Here is a 25,417-nt window from a genome sequence, read left to right as displayed (position 1 = left end):
CCAAACGCTTTCTGGGATTTGTATTGGGTGTACTTAACGTAAAAAGTCTACAAGTGATGGTTGGATAATACGTGAACCAACTGAAAGTGCTGCACGGTGGATGGACTCAAGTGTCAGCATATCGGTGATGGCTTTTTCGTAGTCAATGTCTTCGTTTTCACTCATTTGTTTTTTTGCAGCTGCTTCTTGGGACTCTAAGCGGTTACTCATCATTTCGACACGATTTTGGCGTGCGCCGATGTCGGCACGTTTTGTTAGAACGACATCCATATTATTTTGGGATTCACCGATGAACCGACCAAGTTCTGATGATTCCTTTGTAACCTCAATTGCATTTTCGATGTCGCCAAACATTTTGTCGATTTCTTTGAACATGTCTACTACATCCGTATTTACATTTAGTGTGACGCCGTCAAATACTTCTATGTCTACTGATTTACTAAAAGCATTATCCGCAATAGGATACCCTTCCTCAGTTGATGGTGCATGAACACCATGGAGGGGTGAGTCTGTTTTTGTTCCACTGAAGATATATTTATCCCCGACTTTTGTGTTCGCTAAATCTTGAACTTGCGCCCGCAACTGTTTAACCTCTGAAAGAATTGCCTCTCTATCTTCCTGTGTAAGAGTTCCATTGGGCGCATTCGTCATGAGATCTTTCACACGGTGTAGTGCTGAACCGACTTTATCTAGCGCGTCATCTGAGCTATCAAGGTAGTTGTTCACTTCTCCTAAATTACGCTGGTATTGAGCGACTTTGTCAACTTGCATACGGTAGCCCATGCCTTTCATAGCGACAACGGGATCGTCTGACGGTCGATTGACTTTTTTGCCTGTATTAATTTGCTCCTGTACTTTGCCCATATTATTGTAACTCGTAGATAAGTTCCTGAGCATATTACTAGAAAGCATTGATTGTGTCACGCGCATTTAGATTTTGCTCCTTTCTTACATTCCGACTCTGCCCATGCCGTTGATGATTTTGTCGAGGGTTTCGTCGACGACGGTAATCATGCGTGCGGATGCGTTGTAGGCTTGTTGGAATCTGATCATGTCTGTCATTTCTTCGTCTAGTGATACTGAACTGATGGAGTCTCGTCTGTTTGCGACGGCACCAAGTAGTGTTGCCGAGTTGAATGCCATTCGATCGGCTTGTTTGCCGTCGACGCCGAGTTGTCCTATTATGCTTTGGAAATAGGTTTGGATTGTCGAACCTTCAAGGTCATCTACTTTCGCAAATAGAACATCGCCAAGTTTTTTAGCGTTTTTTCCGTTCCCTACTTCTTTCTCGCCTGGTTCGGAACTTGATGCGGCTAGTAAGCTGGGATCTTTTGCAAGTGCTTCAGACACAGAAATATTCCCCGCTGTAAATGGACCAGGACCTTTTGTATCAAAGAAATTGCCTCCCTTGTCACCGTTGATATCAGTTCCACTTTGATGGGCGATATTCATTTGATCGCCGAAGGCTGCTGCCATTTTGTTTAATTTCGCAAACATTTCAGGGTACATGCCTTTGACGTCTTCCGTGCCATATGCATTCATCAATGACTTCAATTTTCCGGAATCTAAAAACTCTTCATGACCATATGGGATGGCTGTTCCACCGTCAACCGGGTTAATCGTCATTCCAGTTATCAGTGTATTGCTTTTATCAGTTGCAACAAGTGATTTTGGGTTTGTTTCTAGCGTTGCACTTTTGTTGCCTTCTACTAATGTCACTTTCGTTCCATCTTTCAATTTCAACGACACCGTTATAGAGCCTTCAGCAACCGCCGATGCCCGTCCACCTGATTTTTCATAGCTCGTTTCAATCGGAAAGTAGCCGGACAATTCATCCAGTAGCATATCTCGGGCATCGTACAAATCATTCGGTAAGTAGCCGTTTGGCTCGACTTGTTTAATTTGTGCGTTGAGCTCTGAAATCTGTTTTAGGATGGAGTTGACTTGACCTGTCGTTACATCGATTTCATTGCCAATGTTCGTCTGGATCTCCGTCAATGATTTGTGCATGTAATTGAACGAATCGGCAACTGCCTGACCGCGCTGTACGACAACCGCACGAGCACCACCGTTTTCAGGGTTGACGGCAAGGTCCTGCAGCGACTGCCAAAATTCACTGAGTGATTTCTGAAGCCCATAGGCAGATGGTTCATTTAAGACGTCTTCCATTTGAGCTATCGCTTTTGTTTGAGTATCCCAGTAGCCAAGTTTGTTGGATTCCTGTCTGAATTGATCATCAACGAAACCGTCACGAACGCGTTGGATGGAGCCCGCTTGAACACCTGTCCCGAGGAATCCTGTCATTGTACCAGCGTTCAGACCGACGCCTGGAAATCCTGCTGTTGCTTCCATATTCACACGCTGACGTGAGTAGCCGAGTGTGTTGGCGTTACTGATGTTGTGCCCTGTTGTATAAAGAGCGGATTGCTGTGTGAACAGACCGCGTCTGCTTGTTTCTAATCCCATAAATGTAGACATTAGTTTACCCCCTCAGGCATTTGTATCAAAAGATGGCTGTTTGTTAGATACTTTATTTCCGTTGATTTCTGTTTTTGAATAGTTGGTTGATTCCGGACGCGGTCTTACGATGTCCAGCGACAAATTCACGAACTGAAGAGACTGGTAGGTCAGCTTTTGGTTCAGATCATTTTGCCATTTCAAGTCGTGAATTGCATGCAGGAGACGGTCCCTCGCCTCCTCAAGGCTTGTCTTGTCCGCTTCCGGTACGACGTCGAGCAAGTCGGTGACGGTTGGATTGAGTGATGCTGATCGTCCTTGATCAGCCAAATACTGCGCCACATCCCGTTGTCTGAGACCGTCCATTTGGATGATTGCAGCCAAATGGGATTGCTCGTCTTTCAACAGTTGGTCGAGTCCTTCCATGTCCCCGTTTTTGATAACTGCCGTCTTGTCGTACGCAATCCGGAGCAGGCTTCTATGAAGTTTTTCCAGGTTGTTAAGTGACGTCAGGATGGTTGTGATAGACATGTTTTCTTCCTACTTTCATAAGTATATAGATTGAATTAGGGAATCCCAATGAATTCGCTGCGGCGCTAGGGGATGCCTCCCGCCCTAAGCCAGGCAGCTTCGCCGCTAGTCTTAGGGCTTCGGCGACCCCTTGTAAGGCGCCTTCGCTCTGTTTATATAGGTATTCATTTGTTCATAATCTAAAGTCAGTATTTACGGTTTGAAATATTTCACCAAGTTGGAGGCGAGCTGTTCGGGATTGACTTCGTACGTTCCAGCTTGGACTTGCGCTTTTAATTCTTGGACACGCTCATTACGCCCCGCTGTAAATGTGGAAGTTTCCGAAAGCTTTTTTGCTTCAGATGAAATTTCGAGTTTGTCGGTTTTCATTTTTGCTTGCTGTTCGGACTTTTCCGCTTTTACCTGGTTTGCCTTGTATGGATTAATGGCAGGTACATTAATTTTTTGGATTTTCATTTGATCTCGCTCCTTTCGTTAGTAGCTTATGCACTAAGTTATGCTCTATTCTTTATTTCGGCATAAATTATTGAACGTTTAGGGTCTTTCGAACGAAAAAACCGGTTAGTCCGAAAACTACCGGTTCATTCTTATTTTAGTCTACGGTCTGTATGGTAGGTTGCTTTTTCATTTGCATTGACCGCTTCCCTGAATTCCTGCACTGCTTCAAACGTTTTAATGTCATTTTTCAAATCAGCTGTACAATTAACGCACAATTTTCCCGTGATAGTAAGCTTGCCGCAATTATCACACGGATAACCAAGATTCGGGAATAGTGCTGGTTGAAGTCGTCCTTTTCGTACCCATTGGTGAAGGAGTGTTTCAGTCACGCCTGTCACTTCTACAATCCGTTCAATTGTTGCCGCCCGGTTTTCACGACGTCTTAAAAAACGATAGACTTCTTCATATATTTTCTCTTCATTCCCAGCGCACTTTGCGCAAACGTCTCGTAGACCCGTATAGTTAAAAAAGCCGCCACATTTCGGGCAGTCTCGTAGTTCAGCCATCTTATTCATCTCCTATTAATTCATTGCTCAGCTCGGATTAGTGTTACCGCTTCAACACGTGTAGCACCTGCCTCTTTTAAGACAGTTGCCGCATGTCGCAGCGTAGTACCGGTTGTATATATATCATCTACTAGTATGTACGTGCCAGGTTGGATTGCCGTTCCGGGTTTCACCTTGAATAAAGACTCCATTGCAATACGCTCCGCCCTCGATTTCTCGCCCATTGCTTCAGTTCCTGTTTTTTCAAGTAAAGGCGTAAACGGAATACGTGCACTTTTTAACAGTTCATCGACATGAGCGAATGTCCGCTGAATCCTTTTTTCCGGATGCATTGGGATTGGAACGATTGTTTCGTTTCCTTTTAAGTGGACACGCAGTTCATTCGCGAAGACACTCGCTAAAGCAACGTCTTGAAGGAATTTGTATTGGTGCAGGTATTCCCGCATTGCTTCGTTGTATGTGTATAGTGAAGTAATTTGATCCAAAAAAGGATCTTCTTCTTTTATGTCGGCACGTTGGAACTCTTTTGAACAGTCTTGGCAAATTTCTGTTTGTTTTTGGAGTGCTAGTAGCGCTTTCCAGGACGGTATTTGTGCAATCGGCGTTTCACAAAGTAGGCAGTTGTTCATGTGCGGACACTTCCTTTATTCAACTGAATGATTTCCTTCTTCGCTTCGTCCATTGCATACGTGATGCCGTGGTGAAAAAGGACGAAATCGCCTGTTGGATGTTGCGCGGAACGTCCGACACGGCCGCCAATTTGAATAAGCGCACCTTTGTTGAATATGAGCTGTTCGGCTCCGACAACTGCAACTTGGACATTTTGGATTGTGATGCCACGTTCCAGGATTGTTGTGGTTAGAAGCCCAGGTACTTCTTTATCGCGCAGCGCTTGGACGTGCTCTTTTCTGTCAGGATGCGAAGCATGGACGGCGTGAATGCGTGCGTCTAGCTGTTGAAATAACGGTTCCGCTTGTTCCATGAGTCCAATGTGATGGAAAAAGATGAGGAACGGTTCTTGTCTTTTGAGCCGCTCAGCTGTCCAGTTAGCGAGTTTTTTGGGTAGTTTACCTTTTTGGATCTGTTTCGTGTAATTCCATAATGTGTCACACCGTGGAACTGGTAATGGATGTCCGTGGTATCGGCGGTCAATGGTTGACACTTGTCCTGTTCGTTTGATGTCGGTTAGGAGTTTGTCCGATGGTGTGGCTGTGACGAAATGGACGGGTGCATCTAGTTTCGCGGCTTTTCGGACCGCTCGTCTCAATGTTTCCTCGGCTGTGTAAGGGAAGGCATCTGCTTCATCGACAAAAATGGCATCGAAAGCGTGACGGAATCGGTATAACTGATGGGTCGTTGCGAGAATGAGTTGGGGTGCGGATTCTGTTGTTGATTCTGAGCCGCCATATAACGCTTCGATTGCTGTCTGCGGAAATGCTGCGCGCAGACGTGGTTCGAGTTCGAGAATGACGTCGACACGTGGCGCTGCGATGCAAACCCTTTTTCCTTCCGTCAGCAGTTTATGGATTGGTTCGAAGAGGATTTCTGTTTTTCCAGAACCACAGACGGCATGGATAAGATGCGGGATGCGTTTTGTAGTACTGATTGTCAGTTCCTCTGATGCTTGTTGCTGGCGTGGTGTCAATGTACCTTGCCAAGCAATTATATGGTCTGTCGGATAGGTCGGCGGTGCCGCGTTCCAGACGATCAGTTCAGTGCAAGTTGACACACGCCCCATTTTTAGGCAGTGTCTGCAATAGGTACAAGGGGCTTCGCATTTTGCGCAATCGAATGTTGTGAAGCGGGACTGCGTGTCGTTTTCACATCGGTTGCAGAAGTGCTGTGGTTGACTAGCAAATGCTTTGGTTGATTGGATGCCTTGAATGGTTTTGATATGCTCGGAAGCGATGTGAGCGTCGATTGTTTCAGTTGGAAAAGGGGTGTGCAGGCGCAGCCAAATACGGCCAGCCAGGAAGTCCCTGACTGACGGATCGAATGTAATGGTCATTTGCAACACCTCCTGGCCTGCTGGACGCAGGTTATGCAGCGGAGAGGAATTGAACTTCATTCCTCTTTGTTGCGACAGGACGTCGCGAACTTAGGCTGCGTTCCTTTTTTAGTTACTTCTTCGTTTCACCCATCCAAGCCCCATAGACGCTTCCCCAAGATGTGTGCCGATGACGGGTCCAAAGTGACTGATGGTGAATTTGACGTCTGGCAACTGTGCTGAAAGTGCCGCGTGCCATACTTCGGCATCTTCTGGTCGGTTAGCATGAATGATCACCGCCTCGAGTGGCATTTTCGCTGCGTCCTCCGCCAGCATTTCTACAATCCGTTTCATGGCTTTTTTGCGTGTGCGGATTTTTTCAAACGGGACGATTACTTTTTCTTGGAAATGTAGGATTGGCTTTACTTGAAGAAGTCCGCCAATCAGTGCTTGTGCAGCGGAGAGTCTGCCGCCCCGTTGCAAATGTGTGAGGTCGTCTACCATGAAATAAGCGCGCATGGTCTGTTTCATGTCATCAAGCTCTGTCATGATTACGTCTGAAGTCGCCCCTTCTTTGGCAAGTTGTGCCGCGCGGAGTACGTAAAACCCTTGTAAATAACATGAAATTTCGGAGTCAAATGTATATACTTCGATGCCTTCTACCATTTTGCCGGCTTGTTCAGCACCTGCATATGTGCCGCTTATACCGCTCGACAGATGGATAGAAATGACTGCGTCGTATGTGTCTGTTAACGACTCGAACAGTTCAATGAATTTACCAATTGGTGGCTGTGATGTCTTTGGTAACGGTCCATCACCACGTACTTTATCGTAAAAGTCGGTTGAACGAATATCAATTTCTTCATCGTACATAACGCCGTTAAGTGCCACTGCTAGTGGAATCATATGAATATCCAATTCTTCCATTAAAGCTGCTGGTAAATAAGCCGTGCTATCCGTAACAATTGCTATTTTCAATGTCAAATCAGCTCCTCCCCCCATTCTACCTAAATCGAAGTGAAATGGGAATGTGTAAATGAAGCGATTCCGTAAAAGCAAAAATCGTCCACCCCATTAAAATAGGAATAGACGATACTCTTTTAGTGCTGCAAACTTTGTGTCCAACGATGTGCTTCTAGCGTACACCTACTCAATTCCGCTTGTGTTAATCCCATTTCGGTGACCAGTTGCTCGATACGTTGCCAATCAAAGCGTTCAACGGCTTCGGCAAGTTGAAGGTAAGGGGTGATTTCTGTCTGCTTCCCTCTAACTGTAAGCGCTACTTCGTCAGATAACGGAATGAGTTGTAAAATTGCATCCCAGTCCCGCTTCATGATGACGTCAATCAGTGAAAACATGCCCGCAAAGAAATACTCTTCGGGGTTTTTCTTGCCGTCATGTTTCGCGAGAAGTTCACACATTTTAGCCCGTGTTAACGAGTAGTCAGCAAGCGCTTGTGTACGACCATTTCCCGGCCCTTCCCCTATCTCACGTAAAGCAAGGACTTGTACCCACCTTTTGGTTTCACGCAACCCAATAAGAACAATGGCTTGTTTGATGGAACTAATCCGTTTTGGCACCCCAAATGCCAATGTATTAATCAGCCTCAGTAATTTATAGGACAGTGAGATGTCGTGCATGATGAGCTCCGTGACTTCATCGATATTTGGTGGTTCTGTATGAAGACGCTCGATAATTTGAAAATGAAGACCAACATTCGATGGGATTTCGATTCCCGTGACAATTTCCGGTTTGGAGAAGAAATAACCTTGAAACAATTTGTAGCCGGATGCTTTGGCCGCCTTGAATTGTTCTTCTGTTTCAATTTTTTCTGCAAGCATCACGATAGCGGGGTACTGTTTAACAAATTTTTCAATTTCTAATCGCTCCGCTGGCGTTGTATCTAAGTAATCGACCTTGATGTAATCGACAATTTCAAACAATTCACTATGTACACGATATTGTGCTTCCAGGATAAAATCATCTAACGCTATTTTAAAGCCCGTCCCTTTTAACAGCCGCAATTTAGTCAGGAGTGAGGGTGTAATCTCAACGTTTTCCAACACTTCAATGACGACTTTTTCAGGGTCAAGGTTTGCAAAAATGTCTTGGGTAAGTAATTCGCCTGTAAAATTGATAAATGATATCGTGTTCCCCGCTACTTTCTCGATTCCTATTGTAAGGAATGTATTAACGAGTAAGCCAATTGTCGCTTGTTCAGGGTTCACGTTCGGGAAAAAGTTCTTATGACTGTTTCTATATAACAATTCATAGCCATAGATGTCGCCATTTCGGTCCAATATTGGCTGTCTGCCAACAAATATATTTGTATCGTTCATTCATTCGCACCTCATTTCTTGTAGTATAGCAAAAAATCGATATTTTACCACTATAATTAATAAAAGGGACTAAATATGTTGAAATAAAAAACCCATTAAATTGTGACAGCAACTTATACCGAATAGCGCCTTCGCTCCGCTTATATAGGTATTCATTTGTTCATCTTATCAATCAATTAAAATAGCAACACACCATGAATAATGGTATGTTCTAGTTACTAATCGATTTTATCCAAGGGGGATATTAATATGGAAGCAATTCATTATGAACAAAAAGGGAATCTCGCTTTCGTGACGCTCGATCGTCCAGGAACGATGAATGCATTTAACTACGATATGTTGGTTGAACTGGGGCAGATTACAGAGTCAATACGCATCAATCCCGATATCCGCGTCATCATTTTCACGGGAGCCGGTGATCGTGCCTTCAGCGTTGGGGCTGATCTAAAGGAACGAAAAACGCTTACTGACCTGCAAGTGAAGCGCAATCTTTATAAAATTGGCGAGGTGTTCTCGGCGATTGAAAACTTGCCACAACCAACGATTGCGATGATGAACGGTTTTGCATTCGGGGGTGGCATGGAGCTTGCGCTAGCTTGTGATTTCCGAATTGCGGCTGATACTGCGCTTATGGGATTGACGGAAACAGGACTTGCCATTATTCCGGGGGCTGGTGGAACGCAGCGTCTTCCGCGGTTAATCGGCGAAGCGAAAGCGCTTGAACTGATTTTGACGGCACGCAGAATGTCAGCGGCCGAAGCGCTTAGCTATGGTGTTCTGACGAAGATCACTACGCCAGAAAACCTAAGCCAAGAAACAGCCGACTTTGCAGATTCAATCCTTGCGAACGGTCCAATTGCCTTACAGCAGGCGAAATTCGCGATTAAACACGGCATGAATGTGGACTTGCAGACGGGGCTTGCGATTGAACGGAAAGCGTATGAACTTACGATTCCGACTGAAGATCGTATTGAGGCCTTGAACGCGTTTGCGGAGAAGCGCAAGCCTGTTTTTAAAGGGAAGTAAAGTGGTGATGTGCGAAGGCATTCATTGCACAACCAAAAGCCTGTCGCTCCTAATGGAACGACAGGCTTTTGGTTGTTATACAGTTGCTGCCGGAGTAACAGGTTTCATCGCCGGGCAACGTGGACTACCTGACACAAATGCGGCCGCTTTTGTAACAATTAGTATAATATTCGTAGCACCTTGACGATCCGCTTCATGTGACGCCCTGACATAGGGTCCATATTCCTCGTTAGCAATATAACGTGGTGGCAATTCATTGAGCGCGATTGCCATGATATCGTTAAAGCATCGCTCACACTGACAAGTCAGTTGCAGTTGGTTTTTATATTGCATCAATACATCGCGTACGACTTCTTCCATAACATTGTAAAGGGCCATTTTCTCACGCTCCAGTAGTTAATAGATATGTTTCGCCAACACTCCCATATCCATCATTTCCCACCCAGTATATCATTTCCCAAATGGATTTCCCTCTGCTAAATGACCTAATGAATTCCTAATTTGTTTGTATCCATTACGCTCGTCTGAGTCTGAGTCCAAGTACATGCTTGGAAATGGCATATATAATCACTATTTTTATAGGGGGGTAAAATTAAAGGAGAAGGCTTGGATGCCTTCTCCTTTTTTATTTGATGAAAAATGCAATTATCGCGCCCATGATTGTTAATGAAACGATATGGTAACCTGCGCTAATGAAAAAGAGTGTATACTTTCGTCCCTCGAAAAAGGTAGGCGATAATTCGCGCGCGCTTGCAATACCAGCACCCGCTAAGAATCCAATTAACGCTCCCCCACCAACTGTCACTGAGTCTAGCATTGTGATGACTAACGATAAAATGATTGCTGTGATAATGCCGGCAAGTGTCGTAAGTCCGTATCCGATATTCGGATTGCTCGTATGCAGTTCTTCGCGTGTCTTTCCAAGGCTTTTCATCCAAATGTTGGCGAAGAGTAGTGGTGAATACCAGAGTGCACCAATAATCATATTTGCAACGACAGCAAGTATAATTGCTAAAATACTAATTTGTGATAAGTCCATTTGACGTTTTCCTCCTATAGGTAATGCAGTAGATCGATTGTACCATATACACCTATTTTTACAGTGAAATAAAGTAATAGCCGACTGATGACTACTCCTTTATTTCTTCACGTCTGTTGATTAACCATTTATTTGCGAAAAATACTGGCGAGAAGGGCTCGATATCCTTCATTTTCACTGGACTATTTCCGGCTCGCTTTCGACTAACTATTCATGACAGATTTACTGAGGGGTCCTGTTGCGTTTAGAAGTGACTCCTGTTGTGAATAGTTGCCTGTCGCGTTTCTACACTATTCAATTGAAAAATGAGGGTTTTTTGGAAGAAAAGACTAGATGACATTATATAAAGAGTGTTAGTGCCCGAAGATACAATTTCGGGCACTCTTGCACGTTGTACAATGTGTTCCTTGCTTACTTTTAGCAATGAGTTTGCATGTGATCATGTGATACCTAATAGAAAGTGAAACTACTTTACTACTAGCAAAAAAGAAAAAACCATAGAGTAAGCATTAGCCGCCAAAATTGTATCTTTGGCGGCTTTACTCCAGGTAAGAAACCAGCTATTCTTTCGTCCCAAAAAGCTTTAGCACTTTGTGTACTTATGCCTTTGGAGCAGGGCGGATGAAGGACCACCATATGATTACCGAAAAAGATGTGTAGGGATACGATAAAGTCGCATCCCTACACATCCAGACATCTCGGTAATCTTATAGAAGTCATTCAATTCAAAGCGCTCCAAAAGCGCAACTATACTAGGCGCAATAAGTGTTAGGCCATCACCATGCACCTAAGTGGTGTTGGAAGAACACTCCATTTGTTTAGTGCCGACTCTATATACTAAATTGTTCAATTTCATAGTCACTGCTCCGGCGCCAATCCTTTCATCAAAAACTTAACTGTCGAGTCTACCTCCGCTTCGTCATCCCAATCAGCATCAGGTAAAATACCATATCGAGTCACAAAATAGCCGATAATTGTCGAACCTGTTAAGCGAATGACGGTATCGATGGGCAGATTGATAATTTGCCCTTTTTCCTGGTAATGTTCAATAATCTGCCTGAGGCGTGTAAAGACTTTGCTGCCGACATGCTCCATGAATTGCTCTTTTAGTTCTGGATGAAAAGGAATTTCCTGAATGAAGATTTTAATGATTTTCACATTGTTCTTTAAAAACTTTCTACGATTGTCGATCATCGCTCTTACGAAATCTTCAAATGTCTCATGGTCATGATTCAGTACTTTATTGATATCCTTTATTATAATCGGCGCCATCAACTTGATCATCATCGGTGTGACTATGGACATCAGTAACTCTTTTTTCGTTTTATAATGTCTGAAAATCGTTCCTTCAGCTACTCCGGCTTTTTGAGCAATTTCCTTTGTGGATGTGGCAGAATAACCTTTTTCAGCGAATGATTCAATCGCGGCAGCTAGTATATTCTTTTGCCGCTCTGTTAAATCACCATCTAAATTAAACATTTCCTCTATCATTTGATCCTCGTTTATCATACTGATCTCCCTTTTCGTCAATCACTTCTATTAGATTTTACGGTATTTTCGAAGGGCCAGGATATTAACGCTGATAAACAGTAAAGAGAATCCTGCTAACGCGAAAATATCCATGTAAATAGCACCCCATCCATAGCCTCTGACCATTATATCGCGCAATGCATCCGCCGCGTAATACAAAGGCGTGAATGGGCCAACCCAGCTCAGCCACTTCGAGATTGTATCCAAATTGAATAGTCCGGAAAAGAAGATTTGTGGGACGACAATGATTGGGATGAACTGCATCATTTGAAGTTCATTATTAGCAAATGATGATAGTAAAATACCTAGCGTCAGCGCTGTTAACGCGAGCAGCAAGGTAATCAGTAATACATAGCCGAATGCCCCTTCCATCATCATTCCGAGCACATAAATCGCATAAGCGGCAATAATTGCCGATTGAATCATCGTAAAAATCCCGAAGCCAACTACATACCCCATCACGATTTCCCATTTCCGTAAGGGGCTCGCGAGTAAACGTTCAAGCGTGCCCGTTGTCCGTTCCCGTAAGAATGATACGCCCGCAATTAAAAAGACGAAGAAAAAGACGAAAAATCCAAGAAGAACGGGTCCGAAATAGTCGAACGTCCCCATATCGCTAGAGCCGTGTAAGTAGTCGATTTCCAACTGGGGACTATGACCATTTTCCTGTCCAGTCGGCATTGCTTGTTGAAGCCATTTCATCGTGGCTCCTGCTACACCCGGGTCACTTCCCTCCAAAACGACGGCGGGGGCATTGTTTGCAATTGTTAAGTAGCCATCTATCATTCGATTGGCTAAATCAGCCTTCGCGCTTTTTTCATCGCTATATGTTGTGACATCCGCCCCTTCTAAATTCATCTGTTCTACAACTGTAGTGGGGACATCCACGAAGCCTATTTTCGGGGTATAATCTCCTCCGTTAAACACGAGATGGAGCATCGTCAACACGAGAATGGGTGCTATGATAAGTAATCCCATTGTTCGTTTGTCTCGCACAATTTGTCGCAAGATTCGTTGTGTCAATGCGAAAACTCTCATTTTTTTGCACCCCCGTAGACCAGGAATGCTTCCTCAATCGTTGTTGTATTGCTCATTTCTTTTAATTCATCGGGCGTTCCGACCGCAATTAGACCACCGTCACGAATCAATCCAAGTCGATCACATTTACCGGCCTCATCCATTACATGTGTCGTCACAATAATTGTCGTTCCGTTTTGTTTTAATTTGTAAAAGGCTTCCCAAATGCTTTTTCGTAAAACGGGATCAATGCCAACAGTCGGCTCATCGAGAATTAAAATTTTTGGTTCATGAAGTAGCGCTATTGCTAATGAGAGTCTGCGCTTCATGCCACCTGAAAAGTTGGAAACTAACCTTTTTAAGTCACCAGAAAGTTGAACAAGCTCCATCACTTCTGCGATTCTACGTGTTTGTTTTTCACCTTTTAGACCATATAGACTTGAGAAAAATTGCAAGTTTTCTTTTGCTGAAAGATCTTCATACAGCGCATCCGATTGCGCCATGTAACCGATGCTAGTAATTAATTTTAATGAAGGCATTTTCGTTTGAAATACATAACTTTCCCCTGAAGTTGGTGTATCCAAGCCTGTTAATTGTTTAACTAATGTTGTTTTCCCCGCACCAGAAGGACCGAGGAGACCAAAAATTTCCCCTTCAAAAATATCTAAGTTTATGTCCTGCAACACATGGTGTTTCTTATAGCTTTTTGATACGTGACGAATTGATACACACGTCTTTGGTTGTTCCATCCTTAACACCCCTCTCCCGATAGTGAGTGAGTACTCACTTTTATTGTATGTAAAGAATTGGAGTTTGTACAGTGAGTAATTACTCATTATGGTCTTGGCGGATTGTATAATTTTGGGGACCGATTATATATCCCCTCATATCCCTCGCCAAATCCTAACATACATGAAATATAAACAGCCATCCCAATTTTTCTGGAATGGCTGTTTGTTATTCTATAGAACCAGCTACTAAGCTATGCTTGTAAGTCTGCTTGCTTCCTGATAAGTGCAAACTTCTTGTACAAACCGCTTTCTTGCTCAGAATCGATTTCTGCGAGTCTCCTCTTGCCAAACCGCTTATCTAATAAGCTAATTGCTCTTACAAACGGATGCTCATGCACGATTGCTTCTTCAAACGGCATATGGACGTAATCGAATAATAGTTCTCTCACAGCCCATGCAGGGAAAACTTCGTCAGCAATCATTGCCGTTTCAGTATCTTCATACGCACAATGATAGGCTTTGTAGTCTTCAGATTGTTCCCATTCCCGCCAATGGAGATGCCACGGGAACGGATTCAATTCCCGCTCGTCCCGCAAATCGCCACTGCGTCGAGTCAACTCCAATGCGTATGGAATATCCGATGCCCACCCAATCTCTTTACCGTCAAAGGTCATACGGAAACTGCTTGTCTGGTCATGACTTTTCCGATGAACGATTGCCTGATAATGTACCCGACCTTTCAGTGACTCACATAGTAAACCTTCCGCCATCTGTTTCAGCTTCGACCACCTCATGAAAGCCCGGATTCCCATTCTTCGCGGAGAATGCCCATCCGGATTGAATCGTAGTACGTACCATTCCAAAAGCGGACTTTCCGCAACCGTGCTTCCATCGTCATGCCCAGTTTTTCGCCGACTTTAATCATCCGCGCATTACCAGACCATGTTGTATAGCCGACACGAACCAACGGCATTTCATGGAATAAATGATCAATCCACATCGTGAGCGCTTTCGTTCCGTAGCCGCCGCTCCAATACTGCGGTTCGTAAATGACGATCCCCATCTCAAGCCATAAGGACGACTGATGTTCCCAGTAATAACTAACCATGCCAATCAATTCGCCATCCACTTCAATGCCCCAGTAATCGTCCTGTGCAACGATTTTATCGCGTTTTTCCAGAAATACTTCGTACGTCAATGTCTGATGCTCATAATAGGGGGCATCCCATTTTTTCCATTCAGGATTTTCATCTTTAAAACTCAGTTCCCACATTCGGTGTAAGTCCTGTTCTATGATTGGACGAATTGTTACGCCTTCTGTCGTATAATTCAACTAACTGCCACCTATTCTTATTAAAGATATTTAATTGTGTGAGTAAATTTCACGCTAACAACAAGTCCTCAGACTGTATCTCGGTTTTAGCCACCATACGCATGGCTTCCATTACTTCTTGAATTCGTTCTAACGTAGCCCCATAATATTCATTTCGCTCATCCCTCGACACTTGGGAAGCGGATACGCCTAAGCGATCTGCAAGTTCTTGCTGACTTAGCCCTACGTAAATCCGATAAGCAATCAATGATTTCCCCAAATTATAAAGGTTGATAATCGGTTCAAATTCGCCCCTTCGAATTCGTTCATAATAAACGACTTCCTCCTTCAATTGCTCATGGAAGGTGATGGAAGGTTGCAATGCTTTTTCCACTTGTTCTCCCGTTAATCCCATGTCTTCCAATGCTTTTTTTTGATCTCGAATAAATAACTTATCCTCTTGCAGCTTTTCAAGCGATTTTTTATAGGCTGTTTCTGTTTTAATCATAGTTCTTACACCTCCATCATTGAATAATTTTCACAATACCTTTTGGCAGATAAGAGTCCCTTGTTTTTCTAAATGCGGCTGGAAACTGCTGTTGATTTCCATGTTCATCCCGAATACCGGATGGCTGACCAAAATGAGGATATAACTCTACACGGTAGCGATGCCACATTGGCAATTGCTTTTTAGTAAAGCCACGATAAGGTTTTCGACTACTACTATCCCAAGTCCAAACTTTATAAGGATCTAAGGCGTTTAATTTACGCTCCAATTCCCCCGATGCCAAGTCCATTAACTCACATTCAAAATAACCATCGATGTCATTAGGATGGGCTTTATCCTCTACAAATGACCCGTCAATATAAATTTGATTAATCCCCACCGCCCAAAGCTGCTCAGCCATGATTTCCAACTGATTGACCAAAAACAATCGCCATTTCATATCCCATGGATTCTCATTTTGCGATCCCTTGACGAGAATGGATACCCTCAGTTCGCTTAACGTTAATTCATAGTCTTTTGGTGGTAACAGACCTTCTTCGTTAAATTTCATGATTTGATTTCTCCTTTTAGTATATTCAAAAAGAACGTGTTTGATAACTTAACAAATATGTTAATTATATCTTAACATGGTCATTCATTAATAAAAAGAAATGTGCGATACGCTTAAATACCCAGTAGCCACTTATAGATGTTTTACGGCAAAAAAACAATGCGCTCTTTTTTTTGACGGAGGCATTGTTTTTGCTTTTTTTTGGTTTTGTTTATAGATACTTCGCGAACCAGCCTGTTATCTCATCGAGCCTTGCAATGCGCAGGTTCGGTGTACCCGTGCGTGATAAGTTATGATTTGCATCTGGGAAGCGGACAAATTCTGTTTCTTTCCCCATGCTTTTTAATGTAATGTACAGCTGCTCTGCTTGTTCAATCGGGCAGCGGAAGTCTTTTTCTGAGTGTAAAATTAATAAAGGCGTCTCAACTTGTTTCGCATATTTCAGCGGCGAATGTTCCCACAGCTTTTCAACGTCGTTCATGTTCGCCCCGATTTGCCAATCACTAAAGTAGTACCCAATATCGGATACGCCGAAGAAACTAATCCAGTTCGAAATCGAACGTTGCGTGACAGCTGCTTTGAAACGATCCGAATGGCCAACGATCCAATTTGTCATGAAACCGCCGTAACTACCGCCTGTTACGCCCAGACGATCCGTATCAATCCAGTTATTTTCTTGAATAACATAATCCAGTCCAGCCATTATATCTTCATAATCTCCGCCGCCATAATCGCCTCGCACTGCATCTACGAATTCCTGGCTATACCCATGGCTTCCGCGCGGATTAACGTATAGGACGCCATATCCTTGCGCCGCCAATAGTTGTAACTCGTGGAAAAACGTATTCGCATACATGGCGTGTGGCCCGCCGTGAATTTCAACTATCAGGGGATACTTTTGCCCTTCAACGTAGCCCGCCGGTTTCATTAACCAACCATGCACGTCCCAATTTGTCGCGCCTTTATAGACGATTGCTTGCGGTTCGACTAGTTCAACTTCCTCTAAATACACCGCGTTAAATGAAGTGAGTGCTTGTCGTTCGCCAGTTGCGATTGTCTGCTTATACAGTTCGCCCGGATTGACTGCACTACTGACTGCAACAAGTGCGAACTCGCCATTAGACGATAGATCATAGCCATATACATGTTCATTTTCAGGTGTTGCTGGATATAATTCACCTTCAAGTGACGCAAAGTACAGACGGATATCGCCCATTGTCGACAACTGGAAATACAAATAGTTGTCCTTTGTCCAAACTGCTGATGGCGCCCCCGCCCCTTGCTGATGATCCGCAACTGCTGCATCTCCAACTGGGGCGTCTATGCTTTCCGTTAAATTCATGCGCATACCATCTTCCATGTCATAAACATACACATTGCTATGCGTCGCGTTTTCGAATATCCGCTCTGAACCAACGTACGCGATGTAGCGGTCATCAAAGGAAAATTGTGCGCCGCCGAAATAGCCCTCTTCATCGACAAGAACGGTTTCCTCTTTCGTTTCAACGTCTATAATAACTAGTGGTTGTCGGAATTCGAAATCCAAATTATCCTTTCGGTTGACGCCAACGACTAGTTTCTTGCCGTCATGCGATATCGCTTGCAATCCATGCTGGAAATTCCCCTCTGTGAACTGTGTTACCTCTCCCGTTCCGATATCGACAAGGCCGATTTGTCGGAATGTATCTTGCGGCAACAAGCCCGCACCGTCCATCTGGTATTTCATTGTCGTGACACGGTATGGTTCAGGCTTTTTCTTGTCGTCCTTTTCCTCTTTATCTGTGAACGTCTTGCCTTCTTTCACGACTGCGTCCACCCAAACTTTCTTGCCGCACGGCGACCAAAGGAAACTCGAAACCCCCTGTTCGAATGACGTCACTTTCTGTGCTTCCCCACCTCTTGCTTGTAGGATGAACAACTGATTCTTTTCTTCACGGTCCGATAAAAAGGCAATCTGCTTCCCATCAGCAGACCATTCGGGGGATGAAATCGTCCCTTTGCCATGCGTCCACTGCGTCACTTCGTTCGATTCCAAATCTATGTGATATAAATTCGCTATATACTTATTGTCTTCCTCGTCAATATGCGTCTTCACAAATACCGCTTCCTTGCCATTCGGCGCTAACTTCGGATCCGTCACAGACTGTAATTTGAATAGGTCAGCTACTTGCAGTTTACGTTTTCCCATTGCTAATTCCCCCTTATTTCTTCTCTATCTACTTGTTTCGACATTCGTGATAGTTTCCCTTTTTTTATGGAAATGAAAAATGATCTCCTTGCGCGGCAAAGGAGATCTGGCACGGAACTATAAGGGCTAGGCGTGATGCTGTCATAGCCAACTTCGGAACTGTCATGGCTAATCGGCTAACTGTAAGGGCAATTCGTCAAACTGTCATGCCTAACTCCGAAACTGTGAGGGCAACGCGGAATTGTCATGGCTAATCGGCTAACTCTAAGGGCAATTTGTCAAACTGTCATGCCTAACTCCGAAACTGTGAGGGCAACGCGGAACTGTCATGGCTAATCGACCAACTGTAAGGGCAATTCGTCAAACTGTCATGCCTAACTCCGAAACTGTGAGGGCAACGCGGAACTGTCATGGCTAATCGACCAACTGTAAGGGCAATTCGGCTAACTGTCATGGCTTACTCCGAAACTGTGAGGGCAATGCGGAACTGTCATGGCTAATCGGCTAACTGTAAGGGCAATTCGGCTAACTGTCATGGCTTACTCCGAAACTGTGAGGGCAACGCGGAATTGTCATGGCTAATCGACCAACTGTAAGGGCAATTCGTCAAACTGTCATGGGTAACTACGAAACTGTGAGGGCAACGCGGAACTGTCATGGCTAATCGGCTAACTCTAAGGGCAATTCGTCAAACTGTCATGGCTTACTCCGAAATTGTGATGGCAACGCGGAACTGTCATGGCTAATCTACCAACTGTAAGGGCAATTCGTCAAACTGTCATGCCTAACTCCGAAACTGTGAGGGCAACGCGGAACTGTCATGGCTAATCGACCAACTGTAAGGGCAATTCGTCAAACTGTCATGGCTTACTCCGAAATTGTGAGGGCAACGCGGAACTGTCATGGCTAATCGACCAACTGTAAGGGCAATTCGACTAACTGTCATGGCTTACTCCGAAATTGTGAGGGCAACGCGAAACTGTCATGGCTAATCGACTAACTGTCATGCCTAACTCCGAAACTGTGAGGGCAACACGGAACTGTCATGGCACAATCAGCTCCCTACATGAAACCGCTAATCCTAATCTACCAATTCGCCTACATATACCGATTGTGGTCGAAAAATGGTGTTATCACTTAACTGTTCAATCGCATGCGCTGTCCAACCAACAATTCTTGCTGCACTAAACGTCGGTGTGAATAACTCCGGCGGCATTTCGATTGAGCGCATGATAGCTGCGGCATAATATTCGACGTTTGTATACAACTTGCGTCCTGGCTTATACTCTTCCAGTAAAGAAATAATTTCTTTTTCAGCTGCTGTTGCCAAATCCAGCCAGTCATCTTCCCCCGACATACTCATACATTTATCTCTCAACAAAATTGACCGCGGATCCTCCGTTTTATAAATTCGGTGACCAAATCCCATAATCCGTTCGCCGCTCTTCATTTTATCTTCAACGACAGAACGGATATTTTCCTGCGTTCCCATCTCTTCCAACAAATCGATGACACCCGACGGCGCGCCTCCATGTAATGGCCCTTTCATCGTTCCGATTGCCGACGTGATTGCAGATGTCAAATCCGATTCAGTCGAAATGGTGACCCGTGCTGCAAATGTGGACGCGTTCAATCCATGTTCCATCGTTAATTTCAAATACGTTTCGAGCGCCTCGACTTGTACTACATTTGGAACAACGCCCGTAAGCATCCACAAATAATTTGCTGTGTGCGATAAAGCCGGATCTGCCTGAATGATTGATTGTCCTTGTTGATTTCGATAATGACGCGCAATAATCACAGGAAGTGCAGCTGTCAATTTAATCGCCTGATCCTCGATTGTTTCATCTTTAAATTCAGTATATCCATAAGCGGAAATTGCCGTCCGCATCGCATCCATCAATGCCATATCAGCAGGTAGTGCATCTATAATCGCCATAACGTGTGGAGGAAGTTCTCTTCCTACACGCATTTTTTCATCCAATTTACGACGTTCATTTTCATCTGGGAACACCCCACTCCACATGAAGTAAGCTACTTCCTCGAATGAATGCGTCGCGATTAGTTCGCCTACAAAAACACCCCTATACCGCAATTCTCCTTTATCCCCATCGACCGACGCAATTTTCGTGTGTACTGCAATAACATCTTTCAACCCTTTTTGAAACATGATTATTCCTCCTTCTTTTCTTTAGTATAAGGCGGAGGTATAATTATGGAAATTGAATGTTCTCCATCAAATCAATTAGGATTCTTAATTAAGAAGGAGCCCTGCCTAATGGACTACCAATGGTTAAAAACATTTATTATAGCCGCAGAGACCTTAAATTTCCGTAAAGCTTCTGAGAAATTAATGTTATCTCAACCGAGCGTGACCGTACATATTCGCCTTTTGGAGGAGCAACTTGGCTCCAAACTTTTTGATAGGATGAATAACCGCGTCACGTTGTCAAATGCCGGCAAGTTTTTTTATCCTGAAGCGGTTCGACTTACCAAGGACGCGGACGCAAGTGTAAATCGGATGCATTCGTTTTCTCAAGGCTATCGTCGCAATTGGACCATCGCCATTTCACCGTTAATGGCAGAAACGATATTACCCTATTTATTGCGGACATTCATGGAACGTCATCCCGATGTCGAACTATCAATTCGCATCGAAGAATCGGATTTGATTGAGCAGCTTGTGGACAATGGTGATGTGCATCTCGGTGTTTCAGCACTCGATGCTAAGTTCAAAAGTATTGAATCAATCCTGATTTACAAGGACCCCATTTTATTCATCATGCCAACGGATCCATACGATGAAGAAAGTGGCCCACCCATTGACGTTTCTAATGAACTGCGGAAAAACTACTTATTTACGCATCATCATCCTGTCTATTGGGACGACTTACTTTTCACTCTTAATAAACATATCCCTGGCATCCGGACGATGAAAGTCACACAAGCGCACATCGCAAAACGGTTCATCCAAGAAGGACTAGGCGTCTCGTTTCTCCCTCATTCCATCGTTCGGCGTGAACTGATTGAAGGTAGACTTATGCAGCCACATTTTGACCTATTAGAATTGCCAACCGTTTCGACATATATTATTGTGAAAAAGAAAGGCAAGCTTGAAGAAGAGTTTATCAATCAGATTTCTAATTATTATTTTGGGTAGATTATGCAAAACCACGTAAATCACGTAGGAACCGGACCCTTCGCTGTCCAGTTTTGGTATACTGAGAAGACTAGATAAGGGAGTGATTTTTATGCACGTTGAAATCTTCCATAAGGTTCGTGAATTTAGTATAGAAAAACTAAATCCCGACTTCATCATTATTTTCGGTTCTTACGCAAAGGGGACAACGCATAGCGAAAGTGATATTGACGTAGCATTCTATCGCGAAGATAAGGTGTTCTCTGCTTACGAACTTTTTATGTTCGCGCAGCAACTTGCAGACATCATTGACATTGAAGTCGATCTTGTCGATTTAAAAGAGGCATCCACTATTTTTGCGACCCAAATCTTTTCAACTGGAGAAGTCATTTATTCAAAAAATGAAAACCTGCGAATGGAATTGCATATGCGGACATATAGCATGTATGCAAAGCTCAACGAAGAACGACAACCGATTATCGATAAAATTATTGAAACGGGGTCAGTTTATGGTGAATGATGTGATTCTGAATAAAATCAGTGTAATTGAAAGATGTATTGCAAGAATTAAAGATGTATACGCCGAAGATGCAAACAATTTAATTGATTTCACAAAGCAAGACTCCATCGTTTTAAATATCCAACGCGCTTGCGAAGCGTGTATTGACTTAGCCATGCATATATCAGCCGCCAATAAATTCGGTGTTCCACAAAAAAGTAGAGAAGCATTCGAACTATTATACGCGAATCATGTAATTACTGAAGAATCTGCGGCTAACATGAAAGCAATGGTTGGCTTCCGCAATATCGCGGTCCATGATTACCAAACCATCAATACAAACATCTTAAATGAAATTATTAAGAACCACCTAGAAGACTTTACTTCTTTCACAAAACAAATTCTTGCATACTAATTCAGCCAAAAACCCTCTCCTCCATGGAAAGGGTTTTTCAAATTTCCACCTAATGCAAAGCATCTAATTGGCTTCTTATATAGTTTCCTCGAGCCTCAATATACGCACAGATGAAATCCGGTTCACCATCGAAAAGGTCGATATTGTCCTTTTCATAGGGATCCTTTTGAACATAAGGCCTTATTAAATTATGCATAGCTTGTATTTTAGGTTTCATATAGTCCACATTAAATTTGCTAGTTAATATCTCTTCTAACAGATTCTTGTATTGCGTTCGAAATGTTTTCACATCGAGAATTCTTGCGGTAAGGGTATTAAATCCTTCGATTCTCAAATAATCTGCCCGCATGCTTTCTCCATTAACATCTCTTCCCCATGTCGCATCGTAATCCCAAGGGATAATTTCAAACAGACCCGTGTCCCCATTCTGGTACAGTGCATAGTTATGAACAAATCCGTCGAAATTTTGAGTGAAAACAACCCCAGCAAGCCACCTAAGATACTTATCCACATTTACATACTTTACGATTTCATGTTCAAATTCTTCTCTAGGAATGGTATTAATATTTATGATTAAGTGCTGTATTTGTTCATCAGCTTGCGCTGGTCCATACTTTTGTTCATAGCCTAATATGAGCGATTTCTTTACTTCTTTATCAAGATCACTCATCAACGAAAAGTTAGCATCCCCATCAACTGCATAATAGAGCGGTCCTTCCGGCAACTGTCGATTCGCCAAAAAATGTTCATCCACTGATTCTATCTCTAAATATACCCCTTCATCTTTTCCATTCAATTTCAAAAGTACGAAACGTGAGTTGGGAGCCAGGCATCCGATTTCATTAAAAAAATCAAAAGATAATTTATTTCTTAACAATGAAGGGTCTTTAAATTCCGCATTCAAATGAACCTCTTTTGCGTTTCTATACGTGCTTGGTTTGTAAAACGAGAGTTGATACGATTTCTTTGGTAAATCTCGAATATGAGAGCCGCGATATGCAAGATCTATCGTATATTTCTTTTTATTAATCGCCAGTTTTGCGGCAACTGGATCATCCATCCAACTATCTTTTCGCAATTCATTTACTGCGCTAGGATGAATAAATAGTTGGTATTCAGGTAGTTCCATGACAGCACCCATTTGAATTCTACCCCTTCCCTTTTATCCTATTCGTATGTATTCAACTGCTCAACGTTACTCCAAACAGCTAATTATTTTTAACGTGTATGCATTTGTCTCTTATGCCGTAGGTACAACCGCGTACTTTAAGGAGAGAGGAAGGATTACAAAGTTCTTTTCTCCCAATAAATGAAAAAGGAGGGCGGACATGTCACTATTTTTTGATGATGAAATACAAAAAGTAAAGAATAGAACTGATCGCTTAGGATTAGATAACTTAATGTCACAGGATCCTCGTGATACCAAGACGCAAGCGAACAGATACAGACGTGCTTCACAAACCCAAACATTCTCGAACAAAAATCAACATGATTCCGGAAAACGGCCAAATAGAAGGAGAAATAACAAGTAGGAAAGATAATGCAGGGCGCCACTACAATTGTATGAGGGATGGATCCACTTGTTGTTATTTCCAAAACTTGTGCGTTTGCCCCTTACACTTTTCATGCAGCCACGTACATTAAGAGGAGAGTAAGGAGTTGTATAAACTCTGAATTTATTCTGCATAGAGGTATAGTAGTAAATCTCCATTCCCTACCTACAAAGAAAGGAGGTTTTAACATGTCACTATTGTTTAATGATGACATTCAAAAAGCGATTAATAAGGTTGTTAGCTTAGGAATAGACAATTTCATGTTCCAGGAGCCTTCCAGTACCAAAAAACATTCGGATGACGACCGCCGAACAGCTAGACATGAACGGCGGACAAGTAGCGATCGATGTCCTTGCTGTAAGAAACGGCATACTAGCGACAAAAAACGCACATGCCAAAAACGACGTACTTGTAGTAAAAGTGAATCATCAACGAACCATCACTCTCCTTGCATTGGTCCACAACTCCCAAGCCACAAGCGACGAGATTGCTGTGAACAAAAGCAATCAAGTCACAAGGGACGCCCTTGCTGTGGTCGCTATAAGTAATCACCTTAGCAATTCTTACAACTAAATGTATTCAAACGAAAACCCCTTTCCACGGAGAGGGGTTTTCGTTATCGTCACATTTAATAGGCACGGCATTATTTATTTTTTCACTGTAAACGTTTGTCCACTTCATGTGTGGGACAGCCACATAGTTTAAGGGGAGGGAAAGATTAATTACGATTAGCGATACGATTCTTATATAAGGAATAGTTATCCACTTTCTTTCTCTTAATTAAGATGAAAGGAGGTAAGAGTATGTCTTCTTTTTCAATGAATAATAACCAAAATGCCGGTAAACATGGTCATGATTGCAGATGTGGATGTGGTTCCCACAAACCCCAGCACAGTCATTCACAATGCTGTTCAGAGAGCAGACCGCAAAATACGTGCACAATCACATTCAGACATACTGGAGAAAGTCGTGTTTGGAGACCTGATACTGGTTGCAACCAGTGTCGGAATTCTACTCACCAACATTGCCACCGCAAGCACCATTCTTGCGAGTGTAACTTCGGGTTTTAACAGGATTATGGGCTACCCTGTAAGACGCAATTGCGCGGCTTGCTTGGACTAGCCCTTTTTCTATTTGACACCTGGAATACCACACCTTACTAGACCACTACATAGTCGGCACTTAACAAATAGAATGTTCTTCAAACATCGCTTTGTCGCTAGATTTGTTCGTTATACTGTTGAGGTATGCCACCTATATAATCTGAGCGAAGGCACCTTACAAGGGGTGGCCTAAGCGAATTCATTGGAATTCTTTATTTCAACATAACTAGTTAATTCTAAATAAGTAGTGCCGAATATATAAAAGACCCCCCGTTAACAACCCGGAGAGGTCTACCTATATATATTGAACAAATGAATACCTATCTAATCTGAGCGAAGGCGCCTTACAAGGGGTAGCCAACCGAACAACGAAGAGTTCGGTTTGTATAATTTCTGCGTTCTTTGCTGAAATTATACAGTCAATGCCAAGAGGTTATTCCATATAGGTCAAAGGATAACTCATCTGACTTAGGGCGGGAGGCATCCCCT

General features: G+C 43.2%; 25 protein-coding genes. 4 read left to right on the top strand and 21 right to left on the bottom strand.

Going from position 1 to position 25,417, the window contains the following annotated elements:
* Positions 1 to 33 precede the first annotated feature (33 nt).
* From flgL to H2672_RS03590, 9 genes are all read right to left on the bottom strand, one after another.
* Entirely contained in the window at positions 34 to 930 is an 897-nt protein-coding gene (gene flgL / locus H2672_RS03630; RefSeq protein ID WP_186669076.1) for a flagellar hook-associated protein FlgL, read from the bottom strand.
* Positions 931 to 948: 18 nt separating this feature from the next.
* Positions 949 to 2,478, bottom strand: coding sequence for a flagellar hook-associated protein FlgK (gene flgK / locus H2672_RS03625; protein ID WP_186669074.1), 1,530 nt, complete (start codon positions 2,476 to 2,478; stop codon positions 949 to 951).
* 12 nt (positions 2,479 to 2,490) lie between these two features.
* On the bottom strand, positions 2,491 to 2,988 hold the full coding sequence (locus H2672_RS03620; RefSeq protein WP_186669072.1) for a flagellar protein FlgN: 498 nt from the start codon (positions 2,986 to 2,988) through the stop codon (positions 2,491 to 2,493).
* A gap of 192 nt (positions 2,989 to 3,180) precedes the next feature.
* Positions 3,181 to 3,444: a flagellar biosynthesis anti-sigma factor FlgM gene (flgM, locus tag H2672_RS03615; RefSeq protein WP_186669070.1), complete on the bottom strand. Its 264-nt coding sequence runs from the start codon at positions 3,442 to 3,444 to the stop codon at positions 3,181 to 3,183.
* Positions 3,445 to 3,575: 131 nt separating this feature from the next.
* Complete coding sequence (locus H2672_RS03610; RefSeq protein WP_186669060.1) at positions 3,576 to 3,992, bottom strand: TIGR03826 family flagellar region protein; 417 nt, start codon at positions 3,990 to 3,992, stop codon at positions 3,576 to 3,578.
* 20 nt (positions 3,993 to 4,012) lie between these two features.
* Positions 4,013 to 4,621, bottom strand: a complete 609-nt coding sequence (locus tag H2672_RS03605) for a ComF family protein (protein WP_186669058.1) — start codon at positions 4,619 to 4,621, stop codon at positions 4,013 to 4,015.
* On the bottom strand, positions 4,618 to 6,000 hold the full coding sequence (locus H2672_RS03600) for an ATP-dependent helicase ComFA (protein WP_186669056.1): 1,383 nt from the start codon (positions 5,998 to 6,000) through the stop codon (positions 4,618 to 4,620). The genes H2672_RS03605 and H2672_RS03600 overlap by 4 nt, the downstream gene beginning before the upstream one ends.
* A 108-nt stretch (positions 6,001 to 6,108) precedes the next feature.
* Positions 6,109 to 6,957, bottom strand: coding sequence for a DegV family protein (locus tag H2672_RS03595; RefSeq protein WP_186669602.1), 849 nt, complete (start codon positions 6,955 to 6,957; stop codon positions 6,109 to 6,111).
* Positions 6,958 to 7,079: 122 nt separating this feature from the next.
* On the bottom strand, positions 7,080 to 8,318 hold the full coding sequence (locus H2672_RS03590; protein WP_186669054.1) for an EAL and HDOD domain-containing protein: 1,239 nt from the start codon (positions 8,316 to 8,318) through the stop codon (positions 7,080 to 7,082).
* A 249-nt stretch (positions 8,319 to 8,567) separates the two neighbouring features.
* On the opposite strand from H2672_RS03590, the gene H2672_RS03585 reads away from it, so the two are divergent.
* Positions 8,568 to 9,344 (top strand): enoyl-CoA hydratase-related protein, encoded by a 777-nt coding sequence (locus H2672_RS03585; protein WP_186669052.1) that lies wholly within the window; start codon positions 8,568 to 8,570, stop codon positions 9,342 to 9,344.
* Between the two features lie 75 nt (positions 9,345 to 9,419).
* Here the strand turns inward: H2672_RS03585 and H2672_RS03580 are convergent, their stop codons facing one another.
* The 11 genes from H2672_RS03580 to H2672_RS03530 form a co-directional block, all read right to left on the bottom strand.
* Complete coding sequence (locus tag H2672_RS03580) at positions 9,420 to 9,722, bottom strand: late competence development ComFB family protein (RefSeq protein ID WP_186669049.1); 303 nt, start codon at positions 9,720 to 9,722, stop codon at positions 9,420 to 9,422.
* 247 nt (positions 9,723 to 9,969) lie between these two features.
* Positions 9,970 to 10,383: a DUF1761 domain-containing protein gene (locus H2672_RS03575; RefSeq protein WP_186669047.1), complete on the bottom strand. Its 414-nt coding sequence runs from the start codon at positions 10,381 to 10,383 to the stop codon at positions 9,970 to 9,972.
* Between the two features lie 858 nt (positions 10,384 to 11,241).
* Positions 11,242 to 11,892 (bottom strand): TetR/AcrR family transcriptional regulator, encoded by a 651-nt coding sequence (locus H2672_RS03570; protein ID WP_186669045.1) that lies wholly within the window; start codon positions 11,890 to 11,892, stop codon positions 11,242 to 11,244.
* 30 nt (positions 11,893 to 11,922) lie between these two features.
* The gene (locus tag H2672_RS03565) at positions 11,923 to 12,951 is read right to left on the bottom strand and encodes an ABC transporter permease (RefSeq protein ID WP_186669043.1); all 1,029 of its coding nucleotides are present in this window, start codon (positions 12,949 to 12,951) and stop codon (positions 11,923 to 11,925) included.
* Entirely contained in the window at positions 12,948 to 13,679 is a 732-nt protein-coding gene (locus H2672_RS03560) for an ABC transporter ATP-binding protein (RefSeq protein ID WP_186669041.1), read from the bottom strand. The genes H2672_RS03565 and H2672_RS03560 overlap by 4 nt, the downstream gene beginning before the upstream one ends.
* Before the next feature lie 233 nt (positions 13,680 to 13,912).
* Positions 13,913 to 14,455: an SF0329 family protein gene (locus H2672_RS03555; RefSeq protein WP_186669039.1), complete on the bottom strand. Its 543-nt coding sequence runs from the start codon at positions 14,453 to 14,455 to the stop codon at positions 13,913 to 13,915.
* Positions 14,452 to 14,994: a GNAT family N-acetyltransferase gene (locus H2672_RS03550; protein WP_186669037.1), complete on the bottom strand. Its 543-nt coding sequence runs from the start codon at positions 14,992 to 14,994 to the stop codon at positions 14,452 to 14,454. Before H2672_RS03550 ends, H2672_RS03555 begins: the two co-directional genes overlap by 4 nt.
* A 49-nt stretch (positions 14,995 to 15,043) precedes the next feature.
* Positions 15,044 to 15,481: a helix-turn-helix domain-containing protein gene (locus H2672_RS03545; protein ID WP_186669035.1), complete on the bottom strand. Its 438-nt coding sequence runs from the start codon at positions 15,479 to 15,481 to the stop codon at positions 15,044 to 15,046.
* 16 nt (positions 15,482 to 15,497) lie between these two features.
* On the bottom strand, positions 15,498 to 16,031 hold the full coding sequence (locus H2672_RS03540) for a DUF6932 family protein (RefSeq protein ID WP_186669033.1): 534 nt from the start codon (positions 16,029 to 16,031) through the stop codon (positions 15,498 to 15,500).
* 211 nt (positions 16,032 to 16,242) lie between these two features.
* Positions 16,243 to 18,219 carry a S9 family peptidase gene (locus tag H2672_RS03535; RefSeq protein WP_186669025.1) on the bottom strand — a complete coding sequence of 659 codons (1,977 nt, stop codon included), beginning with the start codon at positions 18,217 to 18,219 and terminating at the stop codon, positions 16,243 to 16,245.
* 1,081 nt (positions 18,220 to 19,300) lie between these two features.
* On the bottom strand, positions 19,301 to 20,389 hold the full coding sequence (locus tag H2672_RS03530) for a citrate synthase/methylcitrate synthase (RefSeq protein WP_186669023.1): 1,089 nt from the start codon (positions 20,387 to 20,389) through the stop codon (positions 19,301 to 19,303).
* 45 nt (positions 20,390 to 20,434) lie between these two features.
* On the opposite strand from H2672_RS03530, the gene H2672_RS03525 reads away from it, so the two are divergent.
* The 3 genes from H2672_RS03525 to hepT all read left to right on the top strand — a co-directional run bounded on the left by H2672_RS03525 (position 20,435) and on the right by hepT (position 22,272).
* Positions 20,435 to 21,379 carry a LysR family transcriptional regulator gene (locus tag H2672_RS03525; RefSeq protein ID WP_255485292.1) on the top strand — a complete coding sequence of 315 codons (945 nt, stop codon included), beginning with the start codon at positions 20,435 to 20,437 and terminating at the stop codon, positions 21,377 to 21,379.
* 91 nt (positions 21,380 to 21,470) lie between these two features.
* A complete protein-coding gene (mntA, locus tag H2672_RS03520) occupies positions 21,471 to 21,878 on the top strand; it encodes a type VII toxin-antitoxin system MntA family adenylyltransferase antitoxin (RefSeq protein WP_186669021.1) in 408 nt (135 codons plus the stop codon).
* Positions 21,868 to 22,272, top strand: coding sequence for a type VII toxin-antitoxin system HepT family RNase toxin (gene hepT / locus H2672_RS03515; RefSeq protein WP_186669019.1), 405 nt, complete (start codon positions 21,868 to 21,870; stop codon positions 22,270 to 22,272). Before mntA ends, hepT begins: the two co-directional genes overlap by 11 nt.
* Before the next feature lie 49 nt (positions 22,273 to 22,321).
* Here hepT and H2672_RS03510 read toward each other — a convergent pair whose 3' ends face one another.
* On the bottom strand, positions 22,322 to 23,413 hold the full coding sequence (locus H2672_RS03510) for a CotH kinase family protein (RefSeq protein ID WP_186669017.1): 1,092 nt from the start codon (positions 23,411 to 23,413) through the stop codon (positions 22,322 to 22,324).
* Positions 23,414 to 25,417 lie beyond the last annotated feature (2,004 nt).

It is taken from the genome of Sporosarcina sp. BP05 (assembly GCF_014282005.1).
Lineage (GTDB): Bacteria > Bacillota > Bacilli > Bacillales_A > Planococcaceae > Sporosarcina.
Note: the sequence above shows the minus strand (reverse complement) of the source record. Positions and strands in the feature narration are given on the sequence as shown.